The organism is Pseudomonas sp. ADAK2 (assembly GCF_012935755.1).
In the GTDB taxonomy this organism is placed as follows: domain Bacteria; phylum Pseudomonadota; class Gammaproteobacteria; order Pseudomonadales; family Pseudomonadaceae; genus Aquipseudomonas.
Map to the genome: position 1 here is coordinate 1,086,945 of NZ_CP052862.1, position 23,961 is coordinate 1,110,905.

The window sequence follows — 23,961 nt, forward strand, 5'->3', positions numbered from 1 at the left end:
AAGTTTGCTGACTCTGCCAGGACTCCAGATGAATCGTAATGACCTGCGTCGTGTCGACCTGAACCTGTTGATCGTATTCGAAACACTGATGCACGAACGCAGCGTGACCCGCGCGGCGGAAAAACTGTTCCTCGGCCAACCCGCCATCAGTGCGGCGCTCTCGCGTCTGCGCGGGTTGTTCGACGACCCGTTGTTCGTGCGCACCGGCCGCAGCATGGAGCCTTCCGCCCGGGCGGTGGAGATCTTCGCCCTGCTCTCCCCGGCCCTGGACTCGATTTCCACAGCGGTCAGCCGTGCGGCGGAATTCGATCCGGCCACCAGCACCGCGGTGTTCCGCATCGGCCTGTCGGACGACGTGGAATTCGCCTTGCTGCCCATGCTGCTCAAACGCCTGCGCGCCGAATCACCGGGTATCGTGCTGGTGGTGCGGCGGGCCAACTACATTCTGATGCCGAGCTTGCTGGCCTCCGGCGAAATCTCGATCGGCGTCAGCTACACCGCCGACCTGCCGGCCAACGCCAAGCGCAAGGTACTGCGCCGCAGCATGCCGAAGCTGTTACGGGCCGATACCGTGCCCGGGCCGCTGAGCCTCGACGACTTCTGCGCACGACCTCATGCGCTGGTGTCATTCGCCGGCGACCTGAGTGGCTTTATAGATGAAGAACTCGAGAAGCTTGGGCGCAAGCGCCATGTGGTGCTCGCCGTGCCGCAGTTCAACGGTCTGAGCACGCTCATCAGCGGCACTGATATTGTCGCCACCGTGCCGGACTACACCGCTGAAGCCTTGACTGCGGCTGGCGGTGTCCGGGCTGAAGACCCGCCGCTGCCGACGCGCAGTTTTGAACTGCACATGGCCTGGCGCGGGTCGCAGGATAACGATCCGGGCGAGCGTTGGTTGCGGTCCAGGATCCAGATGTTCTTCGGGGACCCGGACAGTCTCCAATAGCAGTGCCTGATTGCCGCGAAAAAACACAGGGAAGCGCTGTAAAGTTATTCCAGGCCCGGTCGATAAACGGGCGGGTATTCAGCATTCGAAGTTAAGGACAACAATGACAATGGTATTTTGTCGCGCATGCGCCAAGGAAATTCACGAGACGGCCCCAGCGTGCCCCCAATGCGGAGCGAGCCAACCAGTTGCCCTGGCGGCAACCCCTGGCATCGGTTCACCGTGGCTGGCCATCCTCTCGCTGATATTGGGCATCATCTGCTTACTCACCCTGCTTGATGACTCCGAATGGGATAGAGATACCGTCGTCGGCATGAGCACTTTTTCCGTCGCCGGTCTCGTTTGCGGGATCATCAGCATCAACCAGAAAAAACCAGGAAATAACTTGGCAATCGCCGGCGTTATCTTGTCGGCTATTGCGACGCTTGTTTTCATCGGACTGTCATTAGACTAATTTTAGGGAAAAAATATGAGCATGGTTTTTTGTCGTGGTTGTGCCAAGGAAATCAGTACCCTGGCCAAAGCCTGTCCGCAATGCGGCGCGCCGCAAGCGAGCGAGCAAGCCTTTACAGCGCCAAACGCTGGTGCGGCGCAAGGTAATCCTTACATTGAAGTATTGAAGAAATATGCTGTGTTCAGCGGCCGCGCAAGCCGCCGGGAATACTGGATGTTTATTCTGATCAACGTTGCGATCGGTATCGGCTTCATGGTTATCGACGCCTTGTTGGGCACCAAAGGGATCCTCAACAATATTTATAGCCTGGCAGTGTTCCTCCCGGGTCTCGGTGCGGCCATTCGCCGGATGCACGACACTGATCGCAGTGGCTGGTGGATCTTGCTGCCGATCGTGAACATTGTTTTCCTGGCCCAGGACAGCACCCCTGGCGTCAACCGCTTCGGTCCGAACCCTAAAGGGATCAACTGAAGTCAGTGACGAAACGCTAATCGAGACGGCCGCAATGGCCGTCTCTTTGTTTGAGCCGTTGACAACACTTTCAATCCGTCCGACCTTTGCATTCCCCGCAACACAGATTTGTCATCAACCCAATTGATAGCACCCTAACGAAAGGCGCATGCTAGAGGGCTTGCTTCGCGCTTATATCATTCCGAATGATAGTTACCTTTGCCTCATTCGATTCGTGCGATACAACATCGCCGAGCATCATCCGTCCATTCTTAATACATTGGCGGATGCATCCATGGAACAGTCACTCAAACATTTGCGCTTCCCGTTGGCCTTGTTGGCCGTGCTGGTGATGAGCGCTTGCGGCAAGGCTCCTGAGACCGCCGCCACCATGCCCGCGGCCAAGGTCAGCGTGGCGAAGGTGCTGGAGCAACCTGTCAACGAGTGGGACGAATTCACCGGACGCCTCGAAGCACCGGAAACCGTAGAAATTCGTCCACGGGTCTCCGGCCAGATCGATGAAGTCGCTTTCACTGAAGGCGCATTGGTCAAAAAAGGCGACGTGCTGTTCCAGATCGACCCCCGCCCCTTCCAGGCCGAGGTTCGCCGCCTCGAATCGCTGGTCGCCCAATCCCGCGCCAACGCCACCCGCAGCGAAAACGAAGCCCAGCGCGGCGAACGCCTGCGCACCAGCAACGCGATTTCCGCCGAACTGGCCGATTCGCGCACCAGCGCTTCGCAAGAAGCCCGCGCTGCCGTCGGCGCCCTCCAGGCGCAACTGGACCTGGCCAAACTGAACCTGAGCTTCACCCGCGTGACGTCGCCAATCAGCGGCCGCGTCAGCCGTGCGGAAATCACCGCCGGTAACCTGGTGACCGCCGATACCACCGCGCTCACCAGCGTCGTCTCCACCGACAAGGTCTACGCCTACTTCGACGCCGACGAGCGTGTGTTCCTCAAATACACCCAGCTCGCGCGCCAGGGCAAACGCGGCGCTACCACTCCGGTGTACCTCGGCCTGTCCAACGAAGACGGCAACCCGCATCAGGGCGTGATGAACTTCGTCGACAACCAGGTCAACCCGAAGACCGGCACCATTCGCGGTCGTGCGGTGTTCGATAACGCTGACGGTCAGTACACCCCCGGTCTGTATGCACGCCTGAAACTGGTCGGCAGCGGCACCTACTCCGCTGTGTTGATCAACGACGAAGCAGTCGGTACCGACCTGGGTAAAAAGTTCGTGCTGGTGATGGATGCCGACAACAAGACCGTGTACCGCTCGGTCGAGCTGGGTCCGAAGATCGAAGGCCTGCGCATCGTGCGCAGCGGCCTGAACAAGGACGACACCGTCATCGTCAAGGGTCTGCAACGGGTTCGTCCGGGTTCGCCGGTCACCCCTGAAGTGATCCCGATGGCCACCAAGGAAACCCTCGCCGCTCTGGCTCAACAACGACAAGCGCTGGAAGCCAGCAACCTGCCCCAAGTCGCACCTGCCAAGGTCGCGCCGGGTGCGGTTGTGAAACTGGCTGCTGCGACCCCACGCGGTTAAGGGATCTCTACGATGAATTTTTCCCAATTCTTCATTTCACGGCCGATCTTTGCGGCGGTACTGTCGCTGCTGATCCTGATCGCCGGCGCCATCTCGCTGTTCCAGTTGCCGATCAGCGAATACCCGGAAGTGGTTCCACCGACCGTTGTGGTCCGCGCGAACTTTCCGGGTGCCAACCCTAAAGTCATCGGTGAAACCGTGGCCGCTCCTTTGGAGCAAGCCATCACCGGCGTCGAGAACATGCTGTACATGTCCTCGCAGTCCACCGCCGACGGCAAGATCACCCTGACCATCACCTTCGCCCTGGGCACTGACCTGGATAACGCGCAGGTGCAGGTGCAGAACCGTGTGACCCGGACCGAGCCGAAGCTTCCAGAAGAAGTGACGCGCATTGGTATCACCGTGGACAAGGCCTCTCCGGACCTGACCATGGTGGTCCACTTGACCTCGCCGGACAAACGCTACGACATGCTCTACCTGTCCAACTACGCCTTGCTCAACATCAAGGATGAGCTGGCGCGCCTGGGCGGTGTCGGGGATGTGCAACTGTTTGGTATGGGCGACTACTCATTGCGGGTGTGGCTCGATCCGAACAAGACCGCTTCACGCAACCTGACCGCGACCGATGTGGTCAATGCCATTCGTGAGCAGAACCGCCAGGTCGCTGCCGGTGCCCTGGGCGCGCCTCCTGCACCGAATGCCACCAGCTTCCAGTTGTCGGTCAACACGCAAGGCCGTCTGGTCTCCGAGGAAGAGTTCGAGAACATCATCATTCGCTCCGGCGACAATGGTGAAATCACTCGCCTCAAAGACATCGCTCGGGTCGAACTGGGTTCCAGCCAATACGCCCTGCGTTCGTTGCTGAACAACCAACCGGCGGTGGCGATCCCGATCTTCCAGCGTCCGGGTTCCAACGCGATCCAGATCTCCAACGAAGTTCGCGACAAGATGGCCGAACTGAAGAAGAGCTTCCCGGAAGGCATGGACTTCAGCATTGTCTATGACCCGACAATCTTCGTGCGCGGCTCCATCGAGGCAGTGGTTCACACCCTGTTCGAAGCGCTGATCCTCGTAGTTCTGGTAGTGATTCTGTTCCTGCAAACCTGGCGCGCCTCGATCATTCCATTGGTGGCAGTGCCGGTGTCGCTGATCGGTACTTTCGCGGTGATGCATTTGTTCGGCTTCTCGCTGAACGCCTTGTCACTGTTCGGTTTGGTACTGGCCATCGGTATCGTGGTGGACGACGCCATTGTGGTAGTGGAGAACGTCGAAAGGCACATCGAGCTGGGAGAAACGCCCGTCGAAGCCACCAAGAAAGCCATGCGTGAGGTGACCGGGCCGATCATCGCGACGGCGCTGGTGCTGTGTGCGGTATTTATCCCGGCGGCGTTCATTTCCGGACTCACTGGCCAGTTCTACAAACAGTTTGCCCTGACCATTGCCATCTCGACCGTGATCTCGGCGTTCAACTCGCTGACACTGTCCCCTGCCCTGGCCGCCGTCCTGCTCAAGAGCCACGATGCGCCGAAAGATCGCTTTACCAAAGTGCTTGATAAACTGTTGGGCGGCTGGTTGTTCAAGCCTTTCAACCGTTTCTTCGACAAGGCCAGTCATGGCTACGTCGGCACCGTTGGCCGGGTTATCCGCAGCAGCGGTATCGCCCTGCTCTTGTACGCTGGCCTGATGGTCCTGACCTTCTTCGGTTTCGCCAACACCCCGACCGGTTTCGTACCCGGCCAGGACAAGCAATACCTGGTGGCCTTCGCGCAATTGCCGGACGCTTCGAGCCTGGACCGTACCGAAGACGTGATCAAACGCATGTCCGACCTGGCGCTGAAACAGCCTGGCGTGGAAAGTGCGGTGGCGTTCCCAGGCCTGTCGATCAACGGTTTCACCAACAGTCCGAACGCCGGCATCGTGTTCGTAACCCTGAAACCGTTCGACGAACGTAAAGACCCGAGCATGTCCGCCGGTGCGATTGCCGGTGCCTTGAACGGCAAGTTCGCCGGCATCGAAGAAGCCTACATGGCGATTTTCCCGCCGCCGCCAGTACAAGGTTTGGGCACCATCGGTGGTTTCCGACTGCAGATCGAAGACAAGGGCAACCTGGGCTACGACGAGCTGTACAAAGAAACAATGAACATCATCAACAAAAGCCACAACGTGCCGGAACTGGCCGCCCTGTTCACCAGCTACACCGTGAACGTTCCGCAGGTCGATGCTGCCATCGACCGGGAAAAAGCCAAGACCCACGGCGTGGCCGTCAGCGACATCTTCGACACACTGCAGATTTACCTGGGTTCGCTGTATGCCAACGACTTCAACCGCTTCGGTCGCACCTATCAGGTCAACGTTCAGGCTGAACAACAGTTCCGTCTCGAGCCGGACCAGATCGGTCAGCTGAAAGTGCGCAACAACAAAGGCGAGATGATCCCGCTGGCGACCTTCATCAAGGTCAGCGACACCTCGGGCCCGGACCGCGTGATGCACTACAACGGCTTCATCACCGCTGAAATCAACGGTGCGGCAGCCCCGGGCTACAGCTCCGGCCAAGCCGAAAAAGCCATCGAGAAACTGCTCAAGGATGAACTTCCGAACGGCATGACCTACGAATGGACCGATCTGACCTACCAGCAGATTCTGTCCGGCAACACCGCGCTGTTCGTGTTCCCGCTCTGCGTACTGCTGGCGTTCCTGGTACTCGCGGCGCAATACGAAAGCTGGAGCCTGCCATTGGCGGTGATCCTGATCGTACCGATGACGCTGCTGTCGGCGATTATTGGTGTGATTGCTTCGGGAGGCGACAACAATATCTTCACCCAGATCGGCTTGATCGTACTGGTGGGGCTTGCCTGTAAGAACGCGATTCTGATTGTCGAGTTTGCCAAGGATAAACAGCAGGACGAAGGCCTCAGCCCTCTGGCTGCGGTGCTGGAAGCGTGCCGCCTGCGTCTGCGCCCGATCCTGATGACCTCCTTCGCGTTCATCATGGGTGTTGTGCCACTGGTGTTCTCCAGCGGTGCCGGTGCCGAGATGCGTCATGCCATGGGCGTGGCGGTGTTCTCCGGGATGCTCGGGGTGACCTTCTTCGGTCTGTTGCTGACCCCTGTGTTCTACGTGTTGATTCGTAACTTTGTGGAGCGCGGTGAAGCTCGTAAAGCAGCCAAGGCGCTGACTAATCAAAAGCAACTGGAGTCGCAACAATGAGCCTGAAAGCCTTCCTGCCGAGCCTGCTGGTACTGGCCCTGAGCGCCTGTGCCGTCGGCCCGGACTACAAAACCCCTGCCACGGAGCCGGCCAATATCACGGCCGTCACCGATGGCGCTAGCGGTCAAAAGAACTATGACCGCTCGCGTTTCGAAGGCATCTGGTGGCAACAGTTCGAAGACCCGACCCTCAACCAGTTGGTGATGCAATCGTTGCAAGGTAACCGTGACCTGCGCGTCGCCTTCGCTCGCTGGAAAGCGGCACGGGCGATTCGCGATGACGCCAGCAATGACGCCATGCCGACCATCACCAGCCGCGCCAGCAGTGACCTGGCCAAGGGACAAATCCCTGGCCAGACCACCAAACGGGTCAATAGCGAACGCTACGACCTGGGCCTGGACATGGCGTGGGAACTGGACCTTTTCGGCCGGATCCAGCGCAACCTGGAATCCAGCGACGCCGAGCAACAAGCGGCTGAAGCTGATCTGTACCAACTGCAAGTCAGCATGATTGCCGAGCTGGTGGACGCCTACGGTCAACTGCGCGGTGCACAACTGCGGGAAAAGATCGCTCTGGCCAACCTGAACAACCAGCAGGAATCGAGCAAGATCACCGTCAGCCTGCGTGATGCCGGCGTCGGCGATCAGCTTGATGTGGTCCGCGCCGATGCGCGCCTGGCGTCCGTCGAAGCCAGCGTGCCGCAATTGCAGGCCGAACAGGTTCGGCAGAAAAACCGCATCGCCACCCTATTGGGTGAACGTCCGGACAAGCTGACCGTCGACTTGAGCCCGAAAGACCTACCAGCGATCGCCAAGGCCCTGCCGATTGGTGATCCGGGTGAACTGCTGCAACGTCGCCCGGACATCCTCAGCGCCGAACGCAAACTGGCCTCCGCTACTGCTCGTATCGGCGTGGCGAAGGCTGATTTGTTCCCGCGGGTCAGCCTCAGCGGCTTCCTCGGCTTTACCGCCGGGCGTGGTTCGCAGATCGGTTCTGCGGCAGCCAATGCCTGGGCACTCGGCCCAAGCATTACCTGGGCAGCGTTCGACCTGGGCAGCGTGCGGGCCCGTTTACGCGGTGCCGACGCCGATGCCGAAGGCGCCCTGGCGACCTATGAGCAACAAGTGCTGCTGGCCCTGGAAGAATCGGAAAACGCCTTCAGCGATTACGGCAAACGTCAGCAACGCCTGATTTCGCTGATCCGTCAGAGCGAATCCAGCCGCGCCGCTGCCGACCTGGCGCAGATTCGCTACCGCGAAGGCACCGCGGACTTCCTGGTTCTGCTCGATGCCCAGCGTGAACGCCTGGCCGCCGAAGATTCCCAGGCCCAGGCCGAAGTCGATCTGTATCGCGGCATCGTCGCGATCTACAAAGCCCTCGGTGGCGGTTGGCAACCGGAGACGGTCGCCAGCAAATAAGTTTTTAAAGAGCTCCTTTGGTTGGCCGCAACCAACCAATTTTTTTGGCCCCGCGTCTCATTCGGTCGTGGGGCTTTTTTTGCCTGCTCGAAAGACACCGCATTCCCCTGTAGGAGCAAAGCTTGCTCGCGAAAGCGGTGTGTCAGTCGACAACAATATTGCCTGGTCCACCGCATTCACGAGCAAGCTTCGCTCCTACAGGGCGTTAACGGTGCTCTTCGGATTTGTGGTTTTCCATGACGGTCACGGTGGCCGTCGTACCCGCGCGCAAGAGGTTTTTAGCCGCATAATCGGCGTCGATCTGTATCCGGACCGGCACCCGCTGCGCCAGTTTTACCCACGTGTAACTGGGATTTATGTTGGCCAACAGCCGCCCGCCCGGGGCGTTTTCCCGGTCGGCGATGGCGAAGGCGATGCTTTGCACCGTGCCGCCAAAAGTCTCGCCGCTCATCAACTCGATCCGCACCCGGTCGCCCTCCTCGATTCGTGGCAACTTGGTTTCTTCGAAGTAACCACTGACATAAAACGAGTCGCTGTCCACCAGCGCCAGCAACGCGCCCCCGGCCGTGGCGTAGTCGCCCTGACGGGTCAGCAGGTTGGTGACATAGCCGCTGACGGGCGCTTCGACCCGGGTGCGCTGCAAATCGAGTTCGGCCTGGGTCAACGCGGCGATGGCCAGTTGTACGTTAGCCTGGGCCAGCCCGAGGTTGGCCTGGTTGCGCAACAACTCGGCCTGGGCCACCGCGACTTCGGTGCTGGACTTCTCCCATTCCTCTCCAGAAATCGCAAACCCCTGTTTCAACTTGCGCCGCCGCTGTTCCTCGCTTTGACGCTGCTTGAGCAGCGCTTCGCTGGAGACTATCGAGGCCTGAGATTGGCCAAGCGTTGCTTTCGAAACTTCCACCGAGCGCTTGGCCCGCTCCACCGCCAGGCTGTAGCGCGCCGGATCGATCTCCAGCAGCAACTGCCCTTTCTCCACATGCTGGTTGTCCTGCACGCCGAGGCTGACGATGCGTCCCGCGACATCGGCTGACAAAGTCACCACATCCGCCCGCACCCGGGCATCCCGGGTCCACGGCGCGCGGGTGTAATGTTCCCAGGCAAACCAGCCGAGGATGAACGCCAGCAATACCACCGCGACGGTCGCGAGTCGGGCAAGGATCTTCTTCAAGGCATCAGGCTCCCATGACCAGGATCAGCGTGGCGCAAACGCAGGCATACAACGCCCCCTCGAACAGCGCTTCATGCCAGACGAAACGCAATACACCCAGGCGCCTCAAGAGCCAGTCCAGCAGCAGAAAAATCGGCAAGGCCAGCAACAGGGCCTGGGCGATTGGCGGCAGATAGACGCCGCCCAATTCCAGATCAATGGGCAAGGGCCGGTACTCCTTCCATGTCTGCAAGTTGAAAATAGTCACGGTAGCGTTGCAGAAACGACACCACGATCAGCAACGACACGCGCATCCGGAATACGGACCACAGCTGCTCATGTACATCCAGGTGCAGGTCATCCATTTCATCGCCCAGGCTGCGCAAGTTGCCGAGCAGATGCTCAAGATCGACTCCGGGACGCCCGGCAATCAACCGCCCGGTCTCACGGACCGCCGCCAGCAAACGATTTTGTTGATCGGTACTCAGCAAAGCGTGGTTCCGTCCTTGTTGCCTGAGCTGGTTCAACGCCACGCCCAGCGCCATGCAACCCAGGCTGACTTCGAACAACTCTCGGGAGCGCCGATCAGTAATCGCCGGCAGCAATCCGAGCATCATCGTCAGGCGATCGACCATGCGGCTTTCAAAGGCAAATTGCTGCTCATCGGTGGCGGGCGTCTTGAGTAAGGCATAGACCTGCTCGCAGTTCTCATTGAACAACCGGCGCATGCGCAAAACGGGTCTGAACGGGAAGATCAACGCGTAGACACTCAACGCCAGCACGGTGGCGCAGGTATAAGCAGCGGCGAACTCGAACCACTGGATCGCCGTGTTCTGGCCGATCCCGATGTTTTGCGGCCCCAACAACAGGAACGTCGTCAGCCCCAGGCCAATGGCCGTCCCGGTGGTAGGCGGTGTAGTCAGCCCGATCGCAACGGCGTACAGCAGCGGTACCAACAGCAATGCCAACAGCTCGAAATTGCTGATCATCGGCAACAGCATGAACAGGTAGAACGCTGAAGCGATCAGCGCCATGACCAGCCCCCTCGCATAACTCTGGGCGGCCAGCAGCGGTCGCGGAAACGTCGCCATCAGCGAACAGAGAATACCCACCAGCACCATCCCGCCACGGGCACCGTCCCAGCCGGTTTCAATCCAGATCAGCCCCGCCACCACCAACGCCGTAAAGGCGCGAATGGCGTTCATCGCCGCCAGGGTGAAATCCAGATGCAATGGATTTTCCTGCCCGCGAAACACACAGCTCGCTTCGCGCCCTTCCTGAATCGCATCGCTCAGTTCCAGAATCTGCTCCAATTGTTGCAGCAACCGCGCCTGCTCCCAACGCAACGCCCAGGCCAGCGAGCGCAAGGTGGCGGTCATGGTTTCGGTGAGCTGCTCGGCTTTGTAGGCCTGGCTGTCGAAGCGTTGCTGTAGCGCGACGAAATGCTTGCGCGCCTCGGTCGATAATGAGCGCCCCTGAATCGCCAGCTCATCGAGAAACGCCAGCTCTTCGGCGCGCAACAGCTCGATTTCCTCGGGCAATGCACCCTGCCAGCGCTCGGCCAGCAGCACTCGCTGGTGCCGCAACGCTGTCAGGCGTGAAGTCAGCAGCACCAATTGGTTGCCCAGCAGTTGCACCAGGCCATTGGCACTGCGCAAGCGAGGCGCGTCGAAGTACAAATGCCGACGCAACCCCTCCAGCGCACTGATCTCGCCCAGCAGTTGCATCTGCCGGTGGTGGAAATCGGCTTCGCTTTCTTCGGTGCGAATCACCGCCGCCGCGTGAGTGGCGAGCAGCTTGATCACCTGATCGACCTTGGCGAAATAGTTGCGTGCCACCGTCTCCGGGCGTGCGGTCAGGAGGCTGACCACGCACACGCAAGCAACCGCCAACAACGTTTCCGTGACCCGAGTGACCGCCAGCAGAAACGTGCCGTCCTGGTCCGGCACCGACAGCAGCGCCACGACCACCGCCGTATACCCGCTGAGCACAAAGGCCTGAGAACTGGTGTAGCGCAATAAGGTGCCGCCAGCCGTACACAGTGCCAGCCACAGGGCCAGGGTAATAATGAAGGGCAACGGCGCCTGGGGGAAAATCGCCATGATCAGTACCGCGACCATGGCGCCGAGGGTCGTGCCGATGACCTGGCCGAAACTCCGGGCCAAGGCCATCCCACCCTGGGGCTGGCTGACGATGACCACCGCCATGATCGACCACTTCGGCTGGTCGAGGTCGAACAGGAACGCCAGGTACAAGGTCAGCAAACCAGCCGCGATGGTTCGCAAGGCAAACAGCAGTCCTCCCTGGCCGGGGTTGAGCAGCATCTTGAAGTAGTGGAGAAACGGTTGCATGGGCGCACTCATCGACTCATCTCAAGCAAGCGTAGTCACTGCTTCAAGACCTCGACAGGTTTCAAAGTCGACAGCAGTTGTAGGCAAATTCGACGATGAGTCAGACCTCCACGATAGATGCGCTCGATAGCCCCGTCAGCCATAGCAATTGGACAGAAAGCCGCCCAGCCCCTAGGCTTCAATCGCTGCGAAAGCGTCATTCAATAAAGCCCCCGCCCCCATGATCGTACGTCCCAAGCCGAACCTGATCGGCATCCTGTTTTCCCTCAAAGGCTCGATTGCCAAGCGCATTGCCTTGCGCAGCCTGTTGGTGACCCTGCTCGCGTCGGTGATTGTGCTGGTGGAAACCTGGCACCCGGCGTATTTCTCCAAGGTCAATGCGACGCCGTTCACCCTGCTGGGGTTGTCGCTGTCGATCTTCATGAGTTTTCGCAACAACGCCTGTTACGACCGTTGGTGGGAAGGTCGCAAGCAACTGGGGCAATTGATCATTGAGGTGCGCTCGCTGATCCGCCAGACCCAAGGTCTGATGGACGCGGACGAACGCGAATTGTTGTTGCGTGAACTGTGCGGCTTCGCCCATGGCCTGATCGCGCGCCTGCGCTTTGAAAGTGAGCGGCAAGCCGTCGCGCCCTGGACTTCCACGCCCATCGACCATCAGCACCCGAACATCCCCGATGCGCTGTTGCAACGCCTCGGCGCCCGCTGTTCGGAACTGGCCGAGCTCGGCCGGATCAGTGAATGGCGCTACACCCAACTGGAAGCCCGGCTGGTCAGCCTGAGCCAGGTCCAGGCGAGTTGCGAGCGGATAAAAAGCACGCCGCTGCCCTTCCCTTACACCCTGTTGCTGCACCGCACCATTTACCTGTTTTGCATCCTGCTGCCGTTTGCCATGGCCGAACCGCTGGGTTGGCTGACCCCGGTGTTCACCGCCATCGTCAGTTACACCTTTTTCGGTCTCGACGAAATCGGCGACGACCTCGAAGACCCGTTCGGCTTCGATGAGAACGATTTGCCGTGCAATGCGATTTTGCGCACCCTGGAGCGCGAAGTGCTGGCGGCGTTGGGGCAAACCGATTTGCCGCCGGCCCTCGAACCCATCGAGTACGTCTTGAACTGAGCCAGGGTTTGACTCAAGGCCGCGCCTGACCGAAGCTGACGTCTTTTGCAAAAGCTCGCCAGCCCCCGGATCCGTGCATGCCCCAGTCCCGCCGCTACTTGCTTATCAGCCTCTGCGTCCTGTTCGCCCTTGCCCTCGCCTGGTTTTTCCTGCGCAGTACCACGCCCGTGGTGCCGGAGGCGATCAAACATGGCTACAGCGAAGCGCTGGCCCAGGCGCGCGCCGGCCAACCGGGGGCGGCACGGGTGCTTTACCAGCAACTGGGCCGGCCAGACCTGTCGACCAAACGCCGGCTCTGGTTACTGGCCGAATTGCCCAACTACCCCAGCCCGCAAGCCTTGAAACTGGCGGATGCCGATTTGCAAAACAGCTCGGCAGAGGTTCGGGTGGCGGCGATCAAAAGTATCGTCGGCCTGGTTCCCAGTGGGCAGCGCAGCCTGTTGCTGGGGCCGTTGCTCGATGACAGCGAGCAAACCGTGCGCCTGGCTGCCGTCAACGCGTTACTGGGATTGTCACCGGATGATCTGGGCCTGTACTTCGGTCCGTTGCAGCAGGCGATCGATGCCTGGGAGCAAATCCTCAAGTCCGAACCGGAAAGTGCCAACACGCACTATCAACTGGCGCGGCTGCACCTGCACAACGCCGAACTGAAAGAAGCGCAACAGGCGCTGGAGCGCACCTTGCAGCTGGAGCCCGGCAATTTGCCGGCGCTGGTCATGCAAATCGAAGTGCTGGACAAGCAAGGCCAGAGCGACGCCGCCCGGCAGTTGTTGGCCAAACAGTTGAAGGCCCAACCGGATTCCGCCTACCTGCAACATGCCCTCGGCCTCTGGTTGCTGCACCACGGGCAAAGTGAGTTCGCCGTGCTCGGCCTCTCCAAAGCGGTTGAACTGGAGCCGGACAACAAGGATTACCGCTACGACCTGGCCACCACGCTGCGCAGCGAGGAAGAGCTGGAAGCCGCGCAGAAACAGCTACAGGAAATCGTTCAGCGTCACCCGGCCGACCGCAAGGCGCGGGTGCTGTTGATCAATTACTGGAAGGAAAGCGGCCAGTTGCAGAACGTGCAGATTCTGCTGGCGCAGCTGGAACAGATGAACCCGGATGATCCGGCGTTGCAGCAAGGTCTTTAACCGCCGCAAAATTTCGTTGAACCGTCGTCTCGGCCTAGGGTCAAGAGAAACAGGCAGTCAATTCAGGCACTTCAGGCCTGCTGCCTCGCTTCCCCTAGTCATGAGAGGGCTTTTTTTGTCTACATCTAACGAGTTGTTCAGTGCAAAAGCCGCCACCGGCATCGAAGGTCTGGATGACATCCTGGCCGGTGGATTGTCTCGCGGCCATGTGTTTTTGCTGGAGGGTGAACCCGGAACCGGTAAAACCACCGTCGCCTTGCATTTTCTCCTCGCCGGAGCCCGAGCCGGCGAGCGCTCGTTGTACATCACCCTGTCGGAAACCGAACGCGAACTGCGCCAAGGCGCGTTGTCCCACGGTTGGGAGCTGGATGAGAACATTCACATCTTTGAGCTAACCCCGCCGGAAAGCCTGCTCAACGCCGAGCACCAGCAAAGCCTCCTCTATTCATCGGACTTGGAACTGGGCGAAGCCACCAAGCAGATCTTCGAAGTGGTCGAACGGGTCAAGCCAACCCGCGTGGTCCTCGATAGCCTCTCGGAAATTCGCCTGCTGGCGCAAAGCTCATTGCGCTATCGCCGGCAGATCCTCGCCATCAAGCATTACTTCGTGCGCTATGACGCCACCGTGTTGCTGCTCGATGACCTGACCACCGAAGCCCTCGACAAGACTGTGCACAGCGTGGCCCACGGGGTGATTCGCCTGGAAGAACTGACCCCCAACTACGGCGCCGAACGCCGCCGGATTCGCGTGGTGAAATACCGCGGCCAGAAATACCGCGGCGGTTTTCACGACTTCACCATCATGGGCGACGGTGTTCATGTGTTCCCGCGGCTGGTGGCGGCTGAACATCGCGGCAAGTACGTCCGCACACAATTGACCAGCAGCATCAAGGAAATGGACGCCCTGCTCGGCGGCGGCATCGAGACCGGTTCCAGCACCTTGATCCTCGGCCCGGCCGGTACCGGTAAATCGCTGATCTCGATGATCTTCGCCGCCGCTGCTGTGGCCCGTGGCGAAAAAGCCGCGCTGTTTATCTTCGATGAAGAACTGGGTCTGCTGTTCGAACGCATGAAGAACATGGGCATCGACCTCCAGGCCCTGCAAGACACCGGCAACCTGCTGATCGAACAAGTGGACGCCGCCGAACTGTCCCCCGGCGAGTTCTCCCACCGAGTGCGGCGCTGCGTCGATGAACGCGATATCAAAACTGTGGTGATCGACAGCATCAACGGCTATCAGGCGGCAATGCCCGAAGAAAACGCCCTGGTGTTGCACATGCACGAGTTGCTGCTGTACCTCAACCGCCAGGGTGCGGCGACCTTCATGACCGTCGCCCAACATGGACTGGTTGGGGACATGCAGGCGCCGGTCGATATCACTTATCTGGCCGACACCGTTATTCTGCTGCGCTACTTCGAAGCCCTGGGCAAAGTGCGCCGGGCGATCTCGATCATCAAGAAACGCACGGGCAGCCATGAGTCGACCATTCGCGAATACCGCATCAGTGGCAATGGCATGAAGATCGGTGAACCGCTGGATGCGTTCCAGGGCGTCTTGCGTGGCGTACCAACCTACCTCGGCGCGAGCATGCCGTTGCTCCAGGATGACAACCAGTGACGGCCCAGGCAGCGACGTCCGAGCGCGCGATCATTCTCGCGCCATTGGGCCGCGACAGCCAGATTGCGCTGATGATGCTCAACGAGGCCGGCTATGACGGCGTCATCAGCCGTGATCTGCCAGGGTTGTGCAGCGAGCTGGAGCACGGCGCCGGCCTGCTGCTGATTTCTTCCGAAGCGTTGCTCGGCGGTGATCTGGATCCCCTGCTCGGGTTTATCGAGCAACAACCGGCCTGGTCGGACTTGCCGATTGTGCTGCTGACCTACCACGGCGGCCCGGAACAGAACCCGGCCTCGCGACTGGGCCCGCAGTTGGGCAATGTGACCTTTCTTGAACGGCCATTCCATCCGGTGACACTGATCAGCCTGGTGACCACCGCATTGCGTGGGCGACGACGACAGTACGAAGCCAGGGATCGGCTGATTGACCTGAGCCAAAGTGAATTGCGCCTGCAAACCACCCTGGAAACACTCGAACAACAAGTCGAGGAACGCACCGCGCAACTGCGGCACAACGAAGAAGCGCTGCGCCAATCGCAAAAGATGGAAGCGGTCGGGCAGTTGACCGGCGGCATCGCCCACGACTTCAACAACATGCTGACCGGCATTATCGGCAGCCTGGAGCTACTGCGTCGGCGCCTGGCCCGCGGACGCACCGAAGACCTCGACAGCCTGATCGATCTGGGTGTCACTTCGGCCAACCGGGCGGCGGGCCTGACGCATCGTTTGCTGGCGTTTTCCCGTCGCCAGTCGCTTGATTCCAAACCTGTGCAGATGAACGCCCTGGTCACCTCAATGGGCGAACTTCTGCAACGCAGCATCAACGAAAGCATTCAACTGGACATGCAGTTGAGCGATCAACTGTGGGTGGCCGAAGCCGATCCCAACCAACTGGAAAGCGCCCTGCTCAACCTCGTGCTCAACGCCCGCGACGCCATGCCCGATGGCGGTCAATTGGTGGTAAATACCTTCAATCAGCACCTGGACCAAGGTTTCACCGAGGCCCACGGCAATCTGCAATCAGGTGATTACGTGGTGCTGAGCGTTACCGATACCGGTTGCGGCATGCCGCAAAGCACGATGAACCGTGCCTTTGACCCGTTCTTCACCACCAAACCCATCGGCCAGGGCACCGGGCTCGGGTTATCGATGATCTACGGTTTCAGCAAGCAGTCCGGTGGCCATGTCACCATTCAGAGCAAGGTCGACAACGGCACCACGGTTAACCTCTACCTGCCGCGCTACATGGGCAACCTGGCGCAGGATCCGCTCATAGATGTCCAGCAAGCGCCTTTCGCCCAGGACGGTGAGACGGTGCTGATCGTCGAAGACGACCCGGCGGTCCGGGTGTTGGTCAGTGCGGTGTTGAGCGAGTTGGGCTACGCCTTCGTCGAGGCCGGCGATGCCGACAGCGCGGTGCCGATCCTGGATTCCGGGCAGCGCATTGATCTGTTGATCAGCGACGTCGGGTTGCCGGGGATGAACGGCCGGCAACTGGCGGAAATCGGTCGCCAGTATCGGCCGGATCTCAAGGTGTTGTTCATTACCGGGTACGCCGAGCACGCGGCGGTGCGCGGTGGTTTCCTCGACCCGGGGATGCAGATGATCACCAAGCCGTTTACCTTTGATCTGTTGACGGCGAAGGTGCGGGAGATGATTCGAATCTAAAACGCCCGACATGACTCGCCGACGATGGCGATTTCAAGGATGCCTTCGCGGGCAAGCCTCGCTCCTACAGAACACACCCCCCGTAGGAGCGAGGCTTGCCCGCGAAAGCGATTTCAAGATCACCCTCACCGTCAAACCGTGCACCGACAGGCGTTTTTTCAACTCAGGAAAGCATTTGCTGCATCAATTCCTGCAACACATCCAGATCAAACGGCTTGCCCAGAATTGGAGCCTTGCGGGTGATCGGGCTGTCGGTCTCGCGGATTTCCTGCGGATAACCGCTGATGAAAATCACCTTGAGCTCCGGTCGCAGCTTGACGGCGGGTTCGGCGATCTGCACGCCGGAAATCCCGCCAGGCAGGCGGAAGTCGGTAATCATCATGTCCAGGTGCGGTTTACTGGCCAGGATTTCGAAGGCTTGCTCGCCGTTTTCGGCCTGCAACACCCGATAACCCTCGCCCGACAGATAGGCAGACAACACCATCAAAATCGAGGGATCGTCCTCGACAATGAGTACTACATCTTGCGCATCTTCACTCATGGGAAGCCTTTGTTCGGTCAATAGCTGCTGATACGACCGTGAGGTCGTTCAGAGGTTGCGTTTATCTGGCTGCTTTCCTACAGCGGCAGACAAACGCGAAATAAGGCGCCTTCGTTGATTCTGCTCTCGACGACGATGGAACCGCCATGGGCGGCAACGATTTGCTCGGAAATAAATAGCCCGAGCCCAAGTCCCGCAACCACGGTCTTGGCCGAAACCCGTTCGAACTGTTGAAAAATACGTTTCTGGTTTTCTTCGCTGATGCCAATGCCACGGTCCTGGACCTCGACCCGGGCCTGACCTTCGTGGCAGTACACCCGCACGTCAATCTGGCCTTTGCCGCCATAACGCAGGGCGTTGGTCAGCAAGTTGGAGATCACCTGCTCGATCCGGAACTCGTCCCACTGCCCTTCCACCGGCGCCTCGGCACTGAACGTCACCGAGGATTCGGCGGCATCGACTTGCGGCGCGAAGTTTTGCAGCAGGTTCTCTACCAGCTTCACCAGATCGACCCGGCTCGGTCGAATCGACAGCTTGCCGGTGCGAATGCGCGAGACATCGAGCATGTCTTCGATCAGACGGATCAGGCTTTTGATCTGTCGCTCGTCGCGATCAACCATCGCGTGCATCTTGTCCAGGGTGAACGCTGCCGCGTTGTCCCGGGCCAGGTGCATCTTGCGCAACTGGGTTTCGAGGATCAGGCCGTTGAGCGGCGTGCGCACTTCGTGGGCGACGATGGACATGAAGTCATCGCGCATGCGTACGGCCTGCTCCAGTTCGTTCTGGGTCGCCTGCAATTTTTTCAGCAGCGCTTCCTGTTCGCGGCGGCTCTGCTCCAGGGCTTCGACCTGTTGCTTCATGGCCTTGCTCTGGCGATACAAATCGACGAACACGTTGACCTTGCTCTTGACCGCGTGGATATCCAGCGGTTTGTGCAAGAAGTCCACCGCGCCGCTTTCGTAGCCCTTGAACGCGTAGTTCAGCTCACGGCCAGCGGCGCTGACGAAGACAATCGGGATGTTCTTGGTCTTTTCCGTGCCACGCATCAGCTCGGCCAGCTCGAAGCCGTTCATGCCCGGCATCTGCACATCGAGAATGGCCATGGCGAATTCGTGTTGCAGCAACAGCGACAGCGCTTCGTCCGCCGACAGCGCCTTGTAGACCGTGCGGTCTTCGCGCTTGATCAGCGCTTCGAGGGCCAACAGGTTTTCCGGCAGATCGTCGACGATCAGCAGTTTGGCTTGGATGTTACTTAGCATGCTATTCGTTCCAGCTCGACAAGCAAACGGCCGATGCCGCGTATAGGGAGAATGTGGTCGGGTTGATGCAAGTCCAGCGCCGCCTGGGGCATGGTCGCGACTTGGGCTTCGTCCGGGTCTTGCACCACGGTAAAGCCACCACGGTGCTTGACCTGGGCCAGGCCGCTGGCGCCATCGCGATTGGCGCCGGTCAACAACACGGCGGCCAGGGTCGGCCCGTAGGCGTCGGCGGCGGACTCGAACAGGTAATCGATGGCCGGCCGCGAATGGTGCACGCGGTCTTCAAGGCTCAGGGAGAAACTGCGGTCCTGCTCCACCGAGAGGTGATAGCCGGGCACGGCAAAATACAGGGTTCCCGGTACGACCAGGGTTTTGTCGCTGGCCTCCAGCACCGGCAGGGAAACCCGCCGGGCAAACACTTCGGTCAACTGGCTGCGACGATCGTCAGGCAGGTGCAGCACCACGATGATCGGCAGTGCAAAACCTTTACGCAGCGGGCTGAGGATATTCAACAGCGCCTCGACTCCGCCAGCCGAAGCGCCGATCACGATAGCCTCTACGGTGGGCAAACCGGCTTCGTTGTTCATGATTTACGGTAGATCCGTTCTTGTTTGACCAATGGCTCGAACTGCTTGCCGAACGCCGAGAAATCCGGGGTTTCCTTGCTGCCCAGCACCAGGAATCCACGATGGCACAGCGACTCATGAAACAAGCCAAACGCCCGATCCTGCAGTTTTTTATTAAAGTAAATCAATACGTTGCGACACGAAATTAATTGAGTTTCTGAAAATACACTGTCAGTCGCCAGGCTATGGTCGGCAAAGGTCACGTTCTCGCACAGGCTCTTGTCGAAAATCGCGTAACCATAGGCCGCCGTGTAATAGTCGGCAAACGAACGCTGGCCACCGGCCTGCTGGTAGTTGGAAGTGTAGGCGCGGACGTTCTCCATGGAGAAAATCCCTTGCTTGGCTTTTTCCAGCGAGCGCGGATTGATGTCGGTGGCGTAGATGATCGTGCGTTCGAGCAAGCCTTCTTCTCGCAGCAGGATCGCCATCGAGTAGACCTCTTCACCGGTGCTGCACCCGGCAATCCAGATCTTGATCGACGGATAGGTCTTGAGCAACGGCACCACTTCCTGACGGATCGCCAGAAAGTGCGACGGGTCACGGAACATCTCGCTGACCGGGATCGTCAGCAACTGCAGCAACTGCATGAACGCGGTCGGATCGTGCAGGACTTTCTCCTGCAACGCCGAGATGGTCGCGCACTCGAACTGACTCAAGGCATGCGCGACCCGGCGCTTGATCGAAGCGCCGGAATAATCACGAAAGTCATAGCTGTACTTGAGGTAGATCGCCTCGATCAGCAGCCGCAGTTCGATTTCGGTGTTCTTTTCCACTAAATGCTATCCACTAGATGCGTTCCATCTTCGGCAACCACACACGAATCAGCGAGAACAGGCGATCCAGGTCGATCGGCTTGGCCAGGTAATCGTTGGAACCCGCCGCCAGGCAGCGCTCCTGATCGTCTTTCATGGCCTTGGCCGTCACGGCGATGATCGGCAGCTTGCGCCAGCGCGGGTCCTGGCGGATCAAGGTGGTGGCCTCGAAACCGTCCATCTCCGGCATCATCACGTCCATCAGCACCAGGTCGATGTCCTCGACTTCATTCAACTTTTCAATCGCTTCTCGACCGTTCCGGCCGATGACCACGACTGCACCCTTTTGCTCCAGCGCACTGGTCAGGGCGAAGATGTTGCGCACATCGTCGTCCACCAGCAGCACCTTGCGACCCTCGAAGACCTTGTCGCGACTGCGCGCGGTCTTGAGCATCTTCTGCCGCTCATGGGACAACTGGGATTCGACTTTGTGCAGAAAGAGTGTCACCTCGTCCAGCAAGCGCTCTGGCGAACGGGCGCCCTTGATGATGATCGAGCGCGAATACTTGCGCAGCTCGGCCTCTTCGTCCCGGGTCAAGTTGCGCCCGGTGTAGACGATCACTGGCGGGAATGAACAGATGTCTTCGGTGGACATGCGCTTGAGCAGATCGTTGCCGAGCATGTCCGGCAGTTTGAGGTCGATGATCATGCAATCGAAAACCGTCTCACGCAGGCGGTCCAGCGCTTCCTGGGCGAAACCGACGGCGGTGATCTCGATGTCTTCGTCGCCAATCAGGCGGGCAATGCTGTCGCGCTGCAAGTCATCGTCTTCCACCAGCAGCACCCGTTTGACCTTCTGGGTCAGCTTGGCTTCCAGGCGGGCAAACACGTCCTTGAGCTCTTCGCGGGTGGTCGGCTTGACCGCGTAGCCGATGGCGCCCATGTGCATCGCGGCTTCAACGCGGTCTTCGACCGAGATGATGTGCACCGGGATGTGCCGGGTTTCGGCGTGTTCCTTCAGGCGCTGCAACACCGTCAGCCCGGAATGATCCGGCAGGCGCATGTCCAGCAGGATGGCGTCGGGAATGAACTCCCTGGCCAGGTCATACCCTTCATCGGCGCCGTGGGCGACCAGGCACTGGTAACCCAGTTCATGGGCCAGGTCGTAGAGGATGTGGGCAAAATTGACTTCGTCTTCCACCACCAGGATGCAACGCGTGGCGAACGGCGCCTTGGCGCGGTCATCGTTGAAACGCGGGATGTCGACTTCGGCAATCAGCGGCACCAGCGCAGCTACCGGCGGTTTGGGCACATGGACCACCGGGGTCGCGCGCATCGGTTCAACCGGCTCGTCGCCCGGTTCGACATACTGCAGCGGCAACACCAGGGTGAACGTACTGCCCTGCCCCGGTTCGCTGGTGACGCTGATCGAACCACCCAGCAGGTTCGCCAGGTCGCGGGAGATCGACAGGCCCAGCCCGGTGCCGCCATAACGGCGGTTGGTGGTGCCATCGGCCTGGCGGAAGGCTTCGAAGATGCTTTCCTGCTGATCCTCGGCAATGCCGATCCCGGAATCGCGAATGATGAAGGCGATGCCATCCCCCGGCTGACTGGCCACGGTCAGGCTGACGGTGCCTCTTTCGGTGAACTTCACCGCGTTCGACAGCAGGTTCTTGATTACTTGTTCCAGGCGCTGGCGGTCGGTGTAGATCATCAGCGGCGCACCGGGCTGCAACTCGATCTCGAACTCCAGATTCTTGTCCGCGGCCATCGGCTGGAACATGCCGCGCAGGCCGTCCACCAGGCGGGCAACGCTGGTATTTTCCGGACGCATTTCCAGCTTGCCGGCTTCGACTTTGGAAATGTCGAGGATGTCGTTGATCAGGTTGAGCAAGTCATTGCCCGCCGAGTAGATCGACTCGGCGAACTTGACCTGTTCGGCGCTGAGGTTGTCCTGCGGGTTCTCCGCCAGCAACTTGGCGAGGATCAACGAACTGTTCAGCGGCGTGCGCAGTTCGTGGGACATGTTGGCGAGGAATTCGGATTTGTACTTGCTGGAGCGCTGCAACTCTTCGGCGCGGTCTTCCAACTGAATCTGCGCTTGATTGAGTTCGGTGTTCTTCAGGTCCATGGCGTCGCGCTGGTCGGCGAGGATCTGCGCCTGTTCGGCGAGCTGTTCGTTGGTCTGCTCCAGCTCCACCTGCTGGGTTTCCAGGTGCGCCTGGGACTCCTTGAGAATCCGCGACTGTTCTTCCAGCTCTTCGTTGGCGGTCTTGAGTTCTTCCTGCTGGACCTGCAGCTCTTCGTTGAGCTGCTGGGTTTCGGCCAGCACTTCCTGCAAGCGTTGGCGGTAGCGCGCGGCCTCGATCGAGGTGCCGATGTTGCCGGCGATCAGCTCGAGCAATTCGATGTCACGCTCGTCCAGCGGACGCAGGAAGCCGAGTTCGATCACGCCGTTGACCCGGTCGTCGTCACAGGTCGGCACCACCAGCACGCTGTGCGGCAAGCCTTCACCGAGGCCGGAGCTGACTTTGAAATAATCGGCAGGCACGTTATCCAGACGGATCAGCCGGGCTTGTTTCACTGCCTGGCCGATGATGCCTTCGCCGTCATAGATCGACTGCTCCTGTGCTTCCTGTTCGCGGGACAAACCATAAGAGGCCACGCGCTTGAGGCCGCCATGTTCTTCCCGCACGTAAATGGCAGCCACGGCAGTACCCAGGTACTGCGCGCAGAATTGCAGGATATTGCGCCCCAACAGGTTCAGGGTCAGTTGCCCCAGCACCTGCTCCGCCAGTTCGGTCTGGCCGCTGCGCAGCCAGCCTTGCTTCTCCAGGCGCGCGGCGGCGGCCTGTTGGGCCGCCATGTTGGCGCTGTAGTTCTCGGAAAGGTTGAGCAAGTCGCGGCGGCCGATGTAGGCCAGCATCGCGCTGATACCGGCGACAAACAGCAGGTACAGGGTGATGCTCCAGATCGTGGTGCGGCGCACTTCTTCGTTGCGCGTGGTGCGCAACTGCTGCTCCATGTCGATCACGTCTTCGAATTGCTTGCGGATTTCATCGGTCAGGCGCTTGCCGCGCCCGGCCTTGACCGCGCCGCGATAATCGCCGCTGGCGCGCTGCAATTCGATCATCGATTGCGCGTAGTTGGCCCACTCGGTTTGCAAGGCCTGGAGCCGGTGCAAGCGATCGGTCTGGACCGGGTTGTCAGCGGTCAGTTCGAGCAAGGTACTGAGCGCGACCGCGATTCTCGGCTTGGCCGTTTCGTAAGGGTCCAGGAAGTGTTCGTCGCCACTGAGCAGGAAGCCACGCATGCCGGTTTCCAGGTCGACGGTCAGCTTCACCGCTTCATTGGCGTTATTGATCACCCGGTCGGTATGCTCGACCCACTGGATCACCGACAACAGGTACGTGATCAACGCTACAAAGAAAACCGCGCTGATGACGCCCACGCCCAACGGCAAGCTGACGTTGCGGCTCAGGAGTTTACGAAATCGTTGCTCATCAACCGAAGACGCAGAGGTCATGGGGAAGGCCTTGTCGAACTGTTGAAAACCAGGGAGTTTGCCCCAAAACGACCGCGTTGATCTAATTTTCTGACAGGTCAGACGGCAAATTCCTGCAATTAACTGCGCGTAATCAATGCCGCGCGTTATCCTTGTTGGTTCCAGCCACCACCATTGTTTTTTGTATCGGGTCGGGAACTTGTCGGGGTCCGGCA

The 23,961-nt window shown here is 59.8% G+C and carries 18 protein-coding genes; 10 read left to right on the forward strand and 8 right to left on the reverse strand.

Annotation, left to right across the window (positions count from 1 at the left end; genetic code table 11):
- Positions 1-28 precede the first annotated feature (28 nt).
- The 6 genes from HKK52_RS04815 to HKK52_RS04840 all read left to right on the forward strand — a co-directional run bounded on the left by HKK52_RS04815 (position 29) and on the right by HKK52_RS04840 (position 8,024).
- On the forward strand, positions 29-946 hold the full coding sequence (locus HKK52_RS04815; protein WP_169369781.1) for a LysR family transcriptional regulator: 918 nt from the start codon (positions 29-31) through the stop codon (positions 944-946).
- Between the two features lie 103 nt (positions 947-1,049).
- Positions 1,050-1,400, forward strand: a complete 351-nt coding sequence (locus tag HKK52_RS04820) for a DUF4190 domain-containing protein (protein ID WP_169369782.1) — start codon at positions 1,050-1,052, stop codon at positions 1,398-1,400.
- A 15-nt stretch (positions 1,401-1,415) separates the two neighbouring features.
- Entirely contained in the window at positions 1,416-1,871 is a 456-nt protein-coding gene (locus HKK52_RS04825; protein ID WP_169369783.1) for a DUF805 domain-containing protein, read from the forward strand.
- 274 nt (positions 1,872-2,145) lie between these two features.
- Complete coding sequence (gene mexE, locus HKK52_RS04830) at positions 2,146-3,399, forward strand: multidrug efflux RND transporter periplasmic adaptor subunit MexE (RefSeq protein ID WP_169369784.1); 1,254 nt, start codon at positions 2,146-2,148, stop codon at positions 3,397-3,399.
- Between the two features lie 12 nt (positions 3,400-3,411).
- Complete coding sequence (locus tag HKK52_RS04835; protein ID WP_169369785.1) at positions 3,412-6,606, forward strand: efflux RND transporter permease subunit; 3,195 nt, start codon at positions 3,412-3,414, stop codon at positions 6,604-6,606.
- A complete protein-coding gene (locus HKK52_RS04840; RefSeq protein WP_169369786.1) occupies positions 6,603-8,024 on the forward strand; it encodes an efflux transporter outer membrane subunit in 1,422 nt (473 codons plus the stop codon). The genes HKK52_RS04835 and HKK52_RS04840 overlap by 4 nt, the downstream gene beginning before the upstream one ends.
- A gap of 205 nt (positions 8,025-8,229) precedes the next feature.
- Here HKK52_RS04840 and HKK52_RS04845 read toward each other — a convergent pair whose 3' ends face one another.
- From HKK52_RS04845 to HKK52_RS04855, 3 genes are read right to left on the reverse strand one after another with little or no spacing between them, the layout of a single operon-like run.
- On the reverse strand, positions 8,230-9,195 hold the full coding sequence (locus tag HKK52_RS04845) for an HlyD family efflux transporter periplasmic adaptor subunit (protein ID WP_169369787.1): 966 nt from the start codon (positions 9,193-9,195) through the stop codon (positions 8,230-8,232).
- Positions 9,196-9,199: 4 nt separating this feature from the next.
- The gene (locus tag HKK52_RS04850) at positions 9,200-9,400 is read right to left on the reverse strand and encodes a DUF1656 domain-containing protein (RefSeq protein ID WP_133839750.1); all 201 of its coding nucleotides are present in this window, start codon (positions 9,398-9,400) and stop codon (positions 9,200-9,202) included.
- Positions 9,390-11,537: an FUSC family protein gene (locus HKK52_RS04855; protein WP_169369788.1), complete on the reverse strand. Its 2,148-nt coding sequence runs from the start codon at positions 11,535-11,537 to the stop codon at positions 9,390-9,392. Before HKK52_RS04855 ends, HKK52_RS04850 begins: the two co-directional genes overlap by 11 nt.
- A 208-nt stretch (positions 11,538-11,745) precedes the next feature.
- Between HKK52_RS04855 and HKK52_RS04860 the strand changes: the two genes are divergently transcribed.
- From HKK52_RS04860 to HKK52_RS04875, 4 genes are all read left to right on the forward strand, one after another.
- Positions 11,746-12,645, forward strand: coding sequence for a bestrophin family protein (locus tag HKK52_RS04860; RefSeq protein ID WP_169369789.1), 900 nt, complete (start codon positions 11,746-11,748; stop codon positions 12,643-12,645).
- 77 nt (positions 12,646-12,722) lie between these two features.
- The gene (locus HKK52_RS04865) at positions 12,723-13,778 is read left to right on the forward strand and encodes a tetratricopeptide repeat protein (protein ID WP_169369790.1); all 1,056 of its coding nucleotides are present in this window, start codon (positions 12,723-12,725) and stop codon (positions 13,776-13,778) included.
- A 115-nt stretch (positions 13,779-13,893) separates the two neighbouring features.
- Entirely contained in the window at positions 13,894-15,396 is a 1,503-nt protein-coding gene (locus HKK52_RS04870; RefSeq protein WP_169369791.1) for an ATPase domain-containing protein, read from the forward strand.
- Positions 15,393-17,063, forward strand: coding sequence for an ATP-binding protein (locus HKK52_RS04875; RefSeq protein ID WP_169369792.1), 1,671 nt, complete (start codon positions 15,393-15,395; stop codon positions 17,061-17,063). The genes HKK52_RS04870 and HKK52_RS04875 overlap by 4 nt, the downstream gene beginning before the upstream one ends.
- Positions 17,064-17,226: 163 nt before the next feature.
- On the opposite strand, the gene HKK52_RS04880 is transcribed toward HKK52_RS04875, so the two are convergent.
- The 5 genes from HKK52_RS04880 to HKK52_RS04900 form a co-directional block, all read right to left on the reverse strand.
- The gene (locus HKK52_RS04880; protein WP_054046198.1) at positions 17,227-17,604 is read right to left on the reverse strand and encodes a response regulator; all 378 of its coding nucleotides are present in this window, start codon (positions 17,602-17,604) and stop codon (positions 17,227-17,229) included.
- A 77-nt stretch (positions 17,605-17,681) separates the two neighbouring features.
- A complete protein-coding gene (locus tag HKK52_RS04885; RefSeq protein WP_169369793.1) occupies positions 17,682-18,863 on the reverse strand; it encodes a hybrid sensor histidine kinase/response regulator in 1,182 nt (393 codons plus the stop codon).
- A complete protein-coding gene (locus HKK52_RS04890; RefSeq protein ID WP_169369794.1) occupies positions 18,857-19,450 on the reverse strand; it encodes a chemotaxis protein CheB in 594 nt (197 codons plus the stop codon). The genes HKK52_RS04885 and HKK52_RS04890 overlap by 7 nt, the downstream gene beginning before the upstream one ends.
- Positions 19,447-20,262: a CheR family methyltransferase gene (locus tag HKK52_RS04895; RefSeq protein WP_169369795.1), complete on the reverse strand. Its 816-nt coding sequence runs from the start codon at positions 20,260-20,262 to the stop codon at positions 19,447-19,449. The genes HKK52_RS04890 and HKK52_RS04895 overlap by 4 nt, the downstream gene beginning before the upstream one ends.
- A gap of 13 nt (positions 20,263-20,275) precedes the next feature.
- A complete protein-coding gene (locus HKK52_RS04900; protein ID WP_169369796.1) occupies positions 20,276-23,767 on the reverse strand; it encodes a response regulator in 3,492 nt (1,163 codons plus the stop codon).
- Positions 23,768-23,961 lie beyond the last annotated feature (194 nt).

Excerpts from the sequence above, each read along its gene's own strand:
- mexE (WP_169369784.1), top strand. The coding sequence starts at position 2,146 with ATGGAACAGTCACTCAAACATTTGCGCTTCCCGTTGGCCTTGTTGGCC.
- HKK52_RS04840 (WP_169369786.1), top strand. The coding sequence starts at position 6,603 with ATGAGCCTGAAAGCCTTCCTGCCGAGCCTGCTGGTACTGGCCCTGAGC.
- HKK52_RS04825 (WP_169369783.1), top strand. The coding sequence starts at position 1,416 with ATGAGCATGGTTTTTTGTCGTGGTTGTGCCAAGGAAATCAGTACCCTG.
- HKK52_RS04885 (WP_169369793.1), bottom strand. The coding sequence starts at position 18,863 with ATGCTAAGTAACATCCAAGCCAAACTGCTGATCGTCGACGATCTGCCG.
- HKK52_RS04860 (WP_169369789.1), top strand. The coding sequence starts at position 11,746 with ATGATCGTACGTCCCAAGCCGAACCTGATCGGCATCCTGTTTTCCCTC.
- HKK52_RS04855 (WP_169369788.1), bottom strand. The coding sequence starts at position 11,537 with ATGAGTGCGCCCATGCAACCGTTTCTCCACTACTTCAAGATGCTGCTC.
- HKK52_RS04880 (WP_054046198.1), bottom strand. The coding sequence starts at position 17,604 with ATGAGTGAAGATGCGCAAGATGTAGTACTCATTGTCGAGGACGATCCC.
- HKK52_RS04900 (WP_169369796.1), bottom strand. The coding sequence starts at position 23,767 with ATGACCTCTGCGTCTTCGGTTGATGAGCAACGATTTCGTAAACTCCTG.
- HKK52_RS04890 (WP_169369794.1), bottom strand. The coding sequence starts at position 19,450 with ATGAACAACGAAGCCGGTTTGCCCACCGTAGAGGCTATCGTGATCGGC.
- HKK52_RS04865 (WP_169369790.1), top strand. The coding sequence starts at position 12,723 with ATGCCCCAGTCCCGCCGCTACTTGCTTATCAGCCTCTGCGTCCTGTTC.
- HKK52_RS04815 (WP_169369781.1), top strand. The coding sequence starts at position 29 with ATGAATCGTAATGACCTGCGTCGTGTCGACCTGAACCTGTTGATCGTA.
- HKK52_RS04820 (WP_169369782.1), top strand. The coding sequence starts at position 1,050 with ATGACAATGGTATTTTGTCGCGCATGCGCCAAGGAAATTCACGAGACG.
- HKK52_RS04835 (WP_169369785.1), top strand. The coding sequence starts at position 3,412 with ATGAATTTTTCCCAATTCTTCATTTCACGGCCGATCTTTGCGGCGGTA.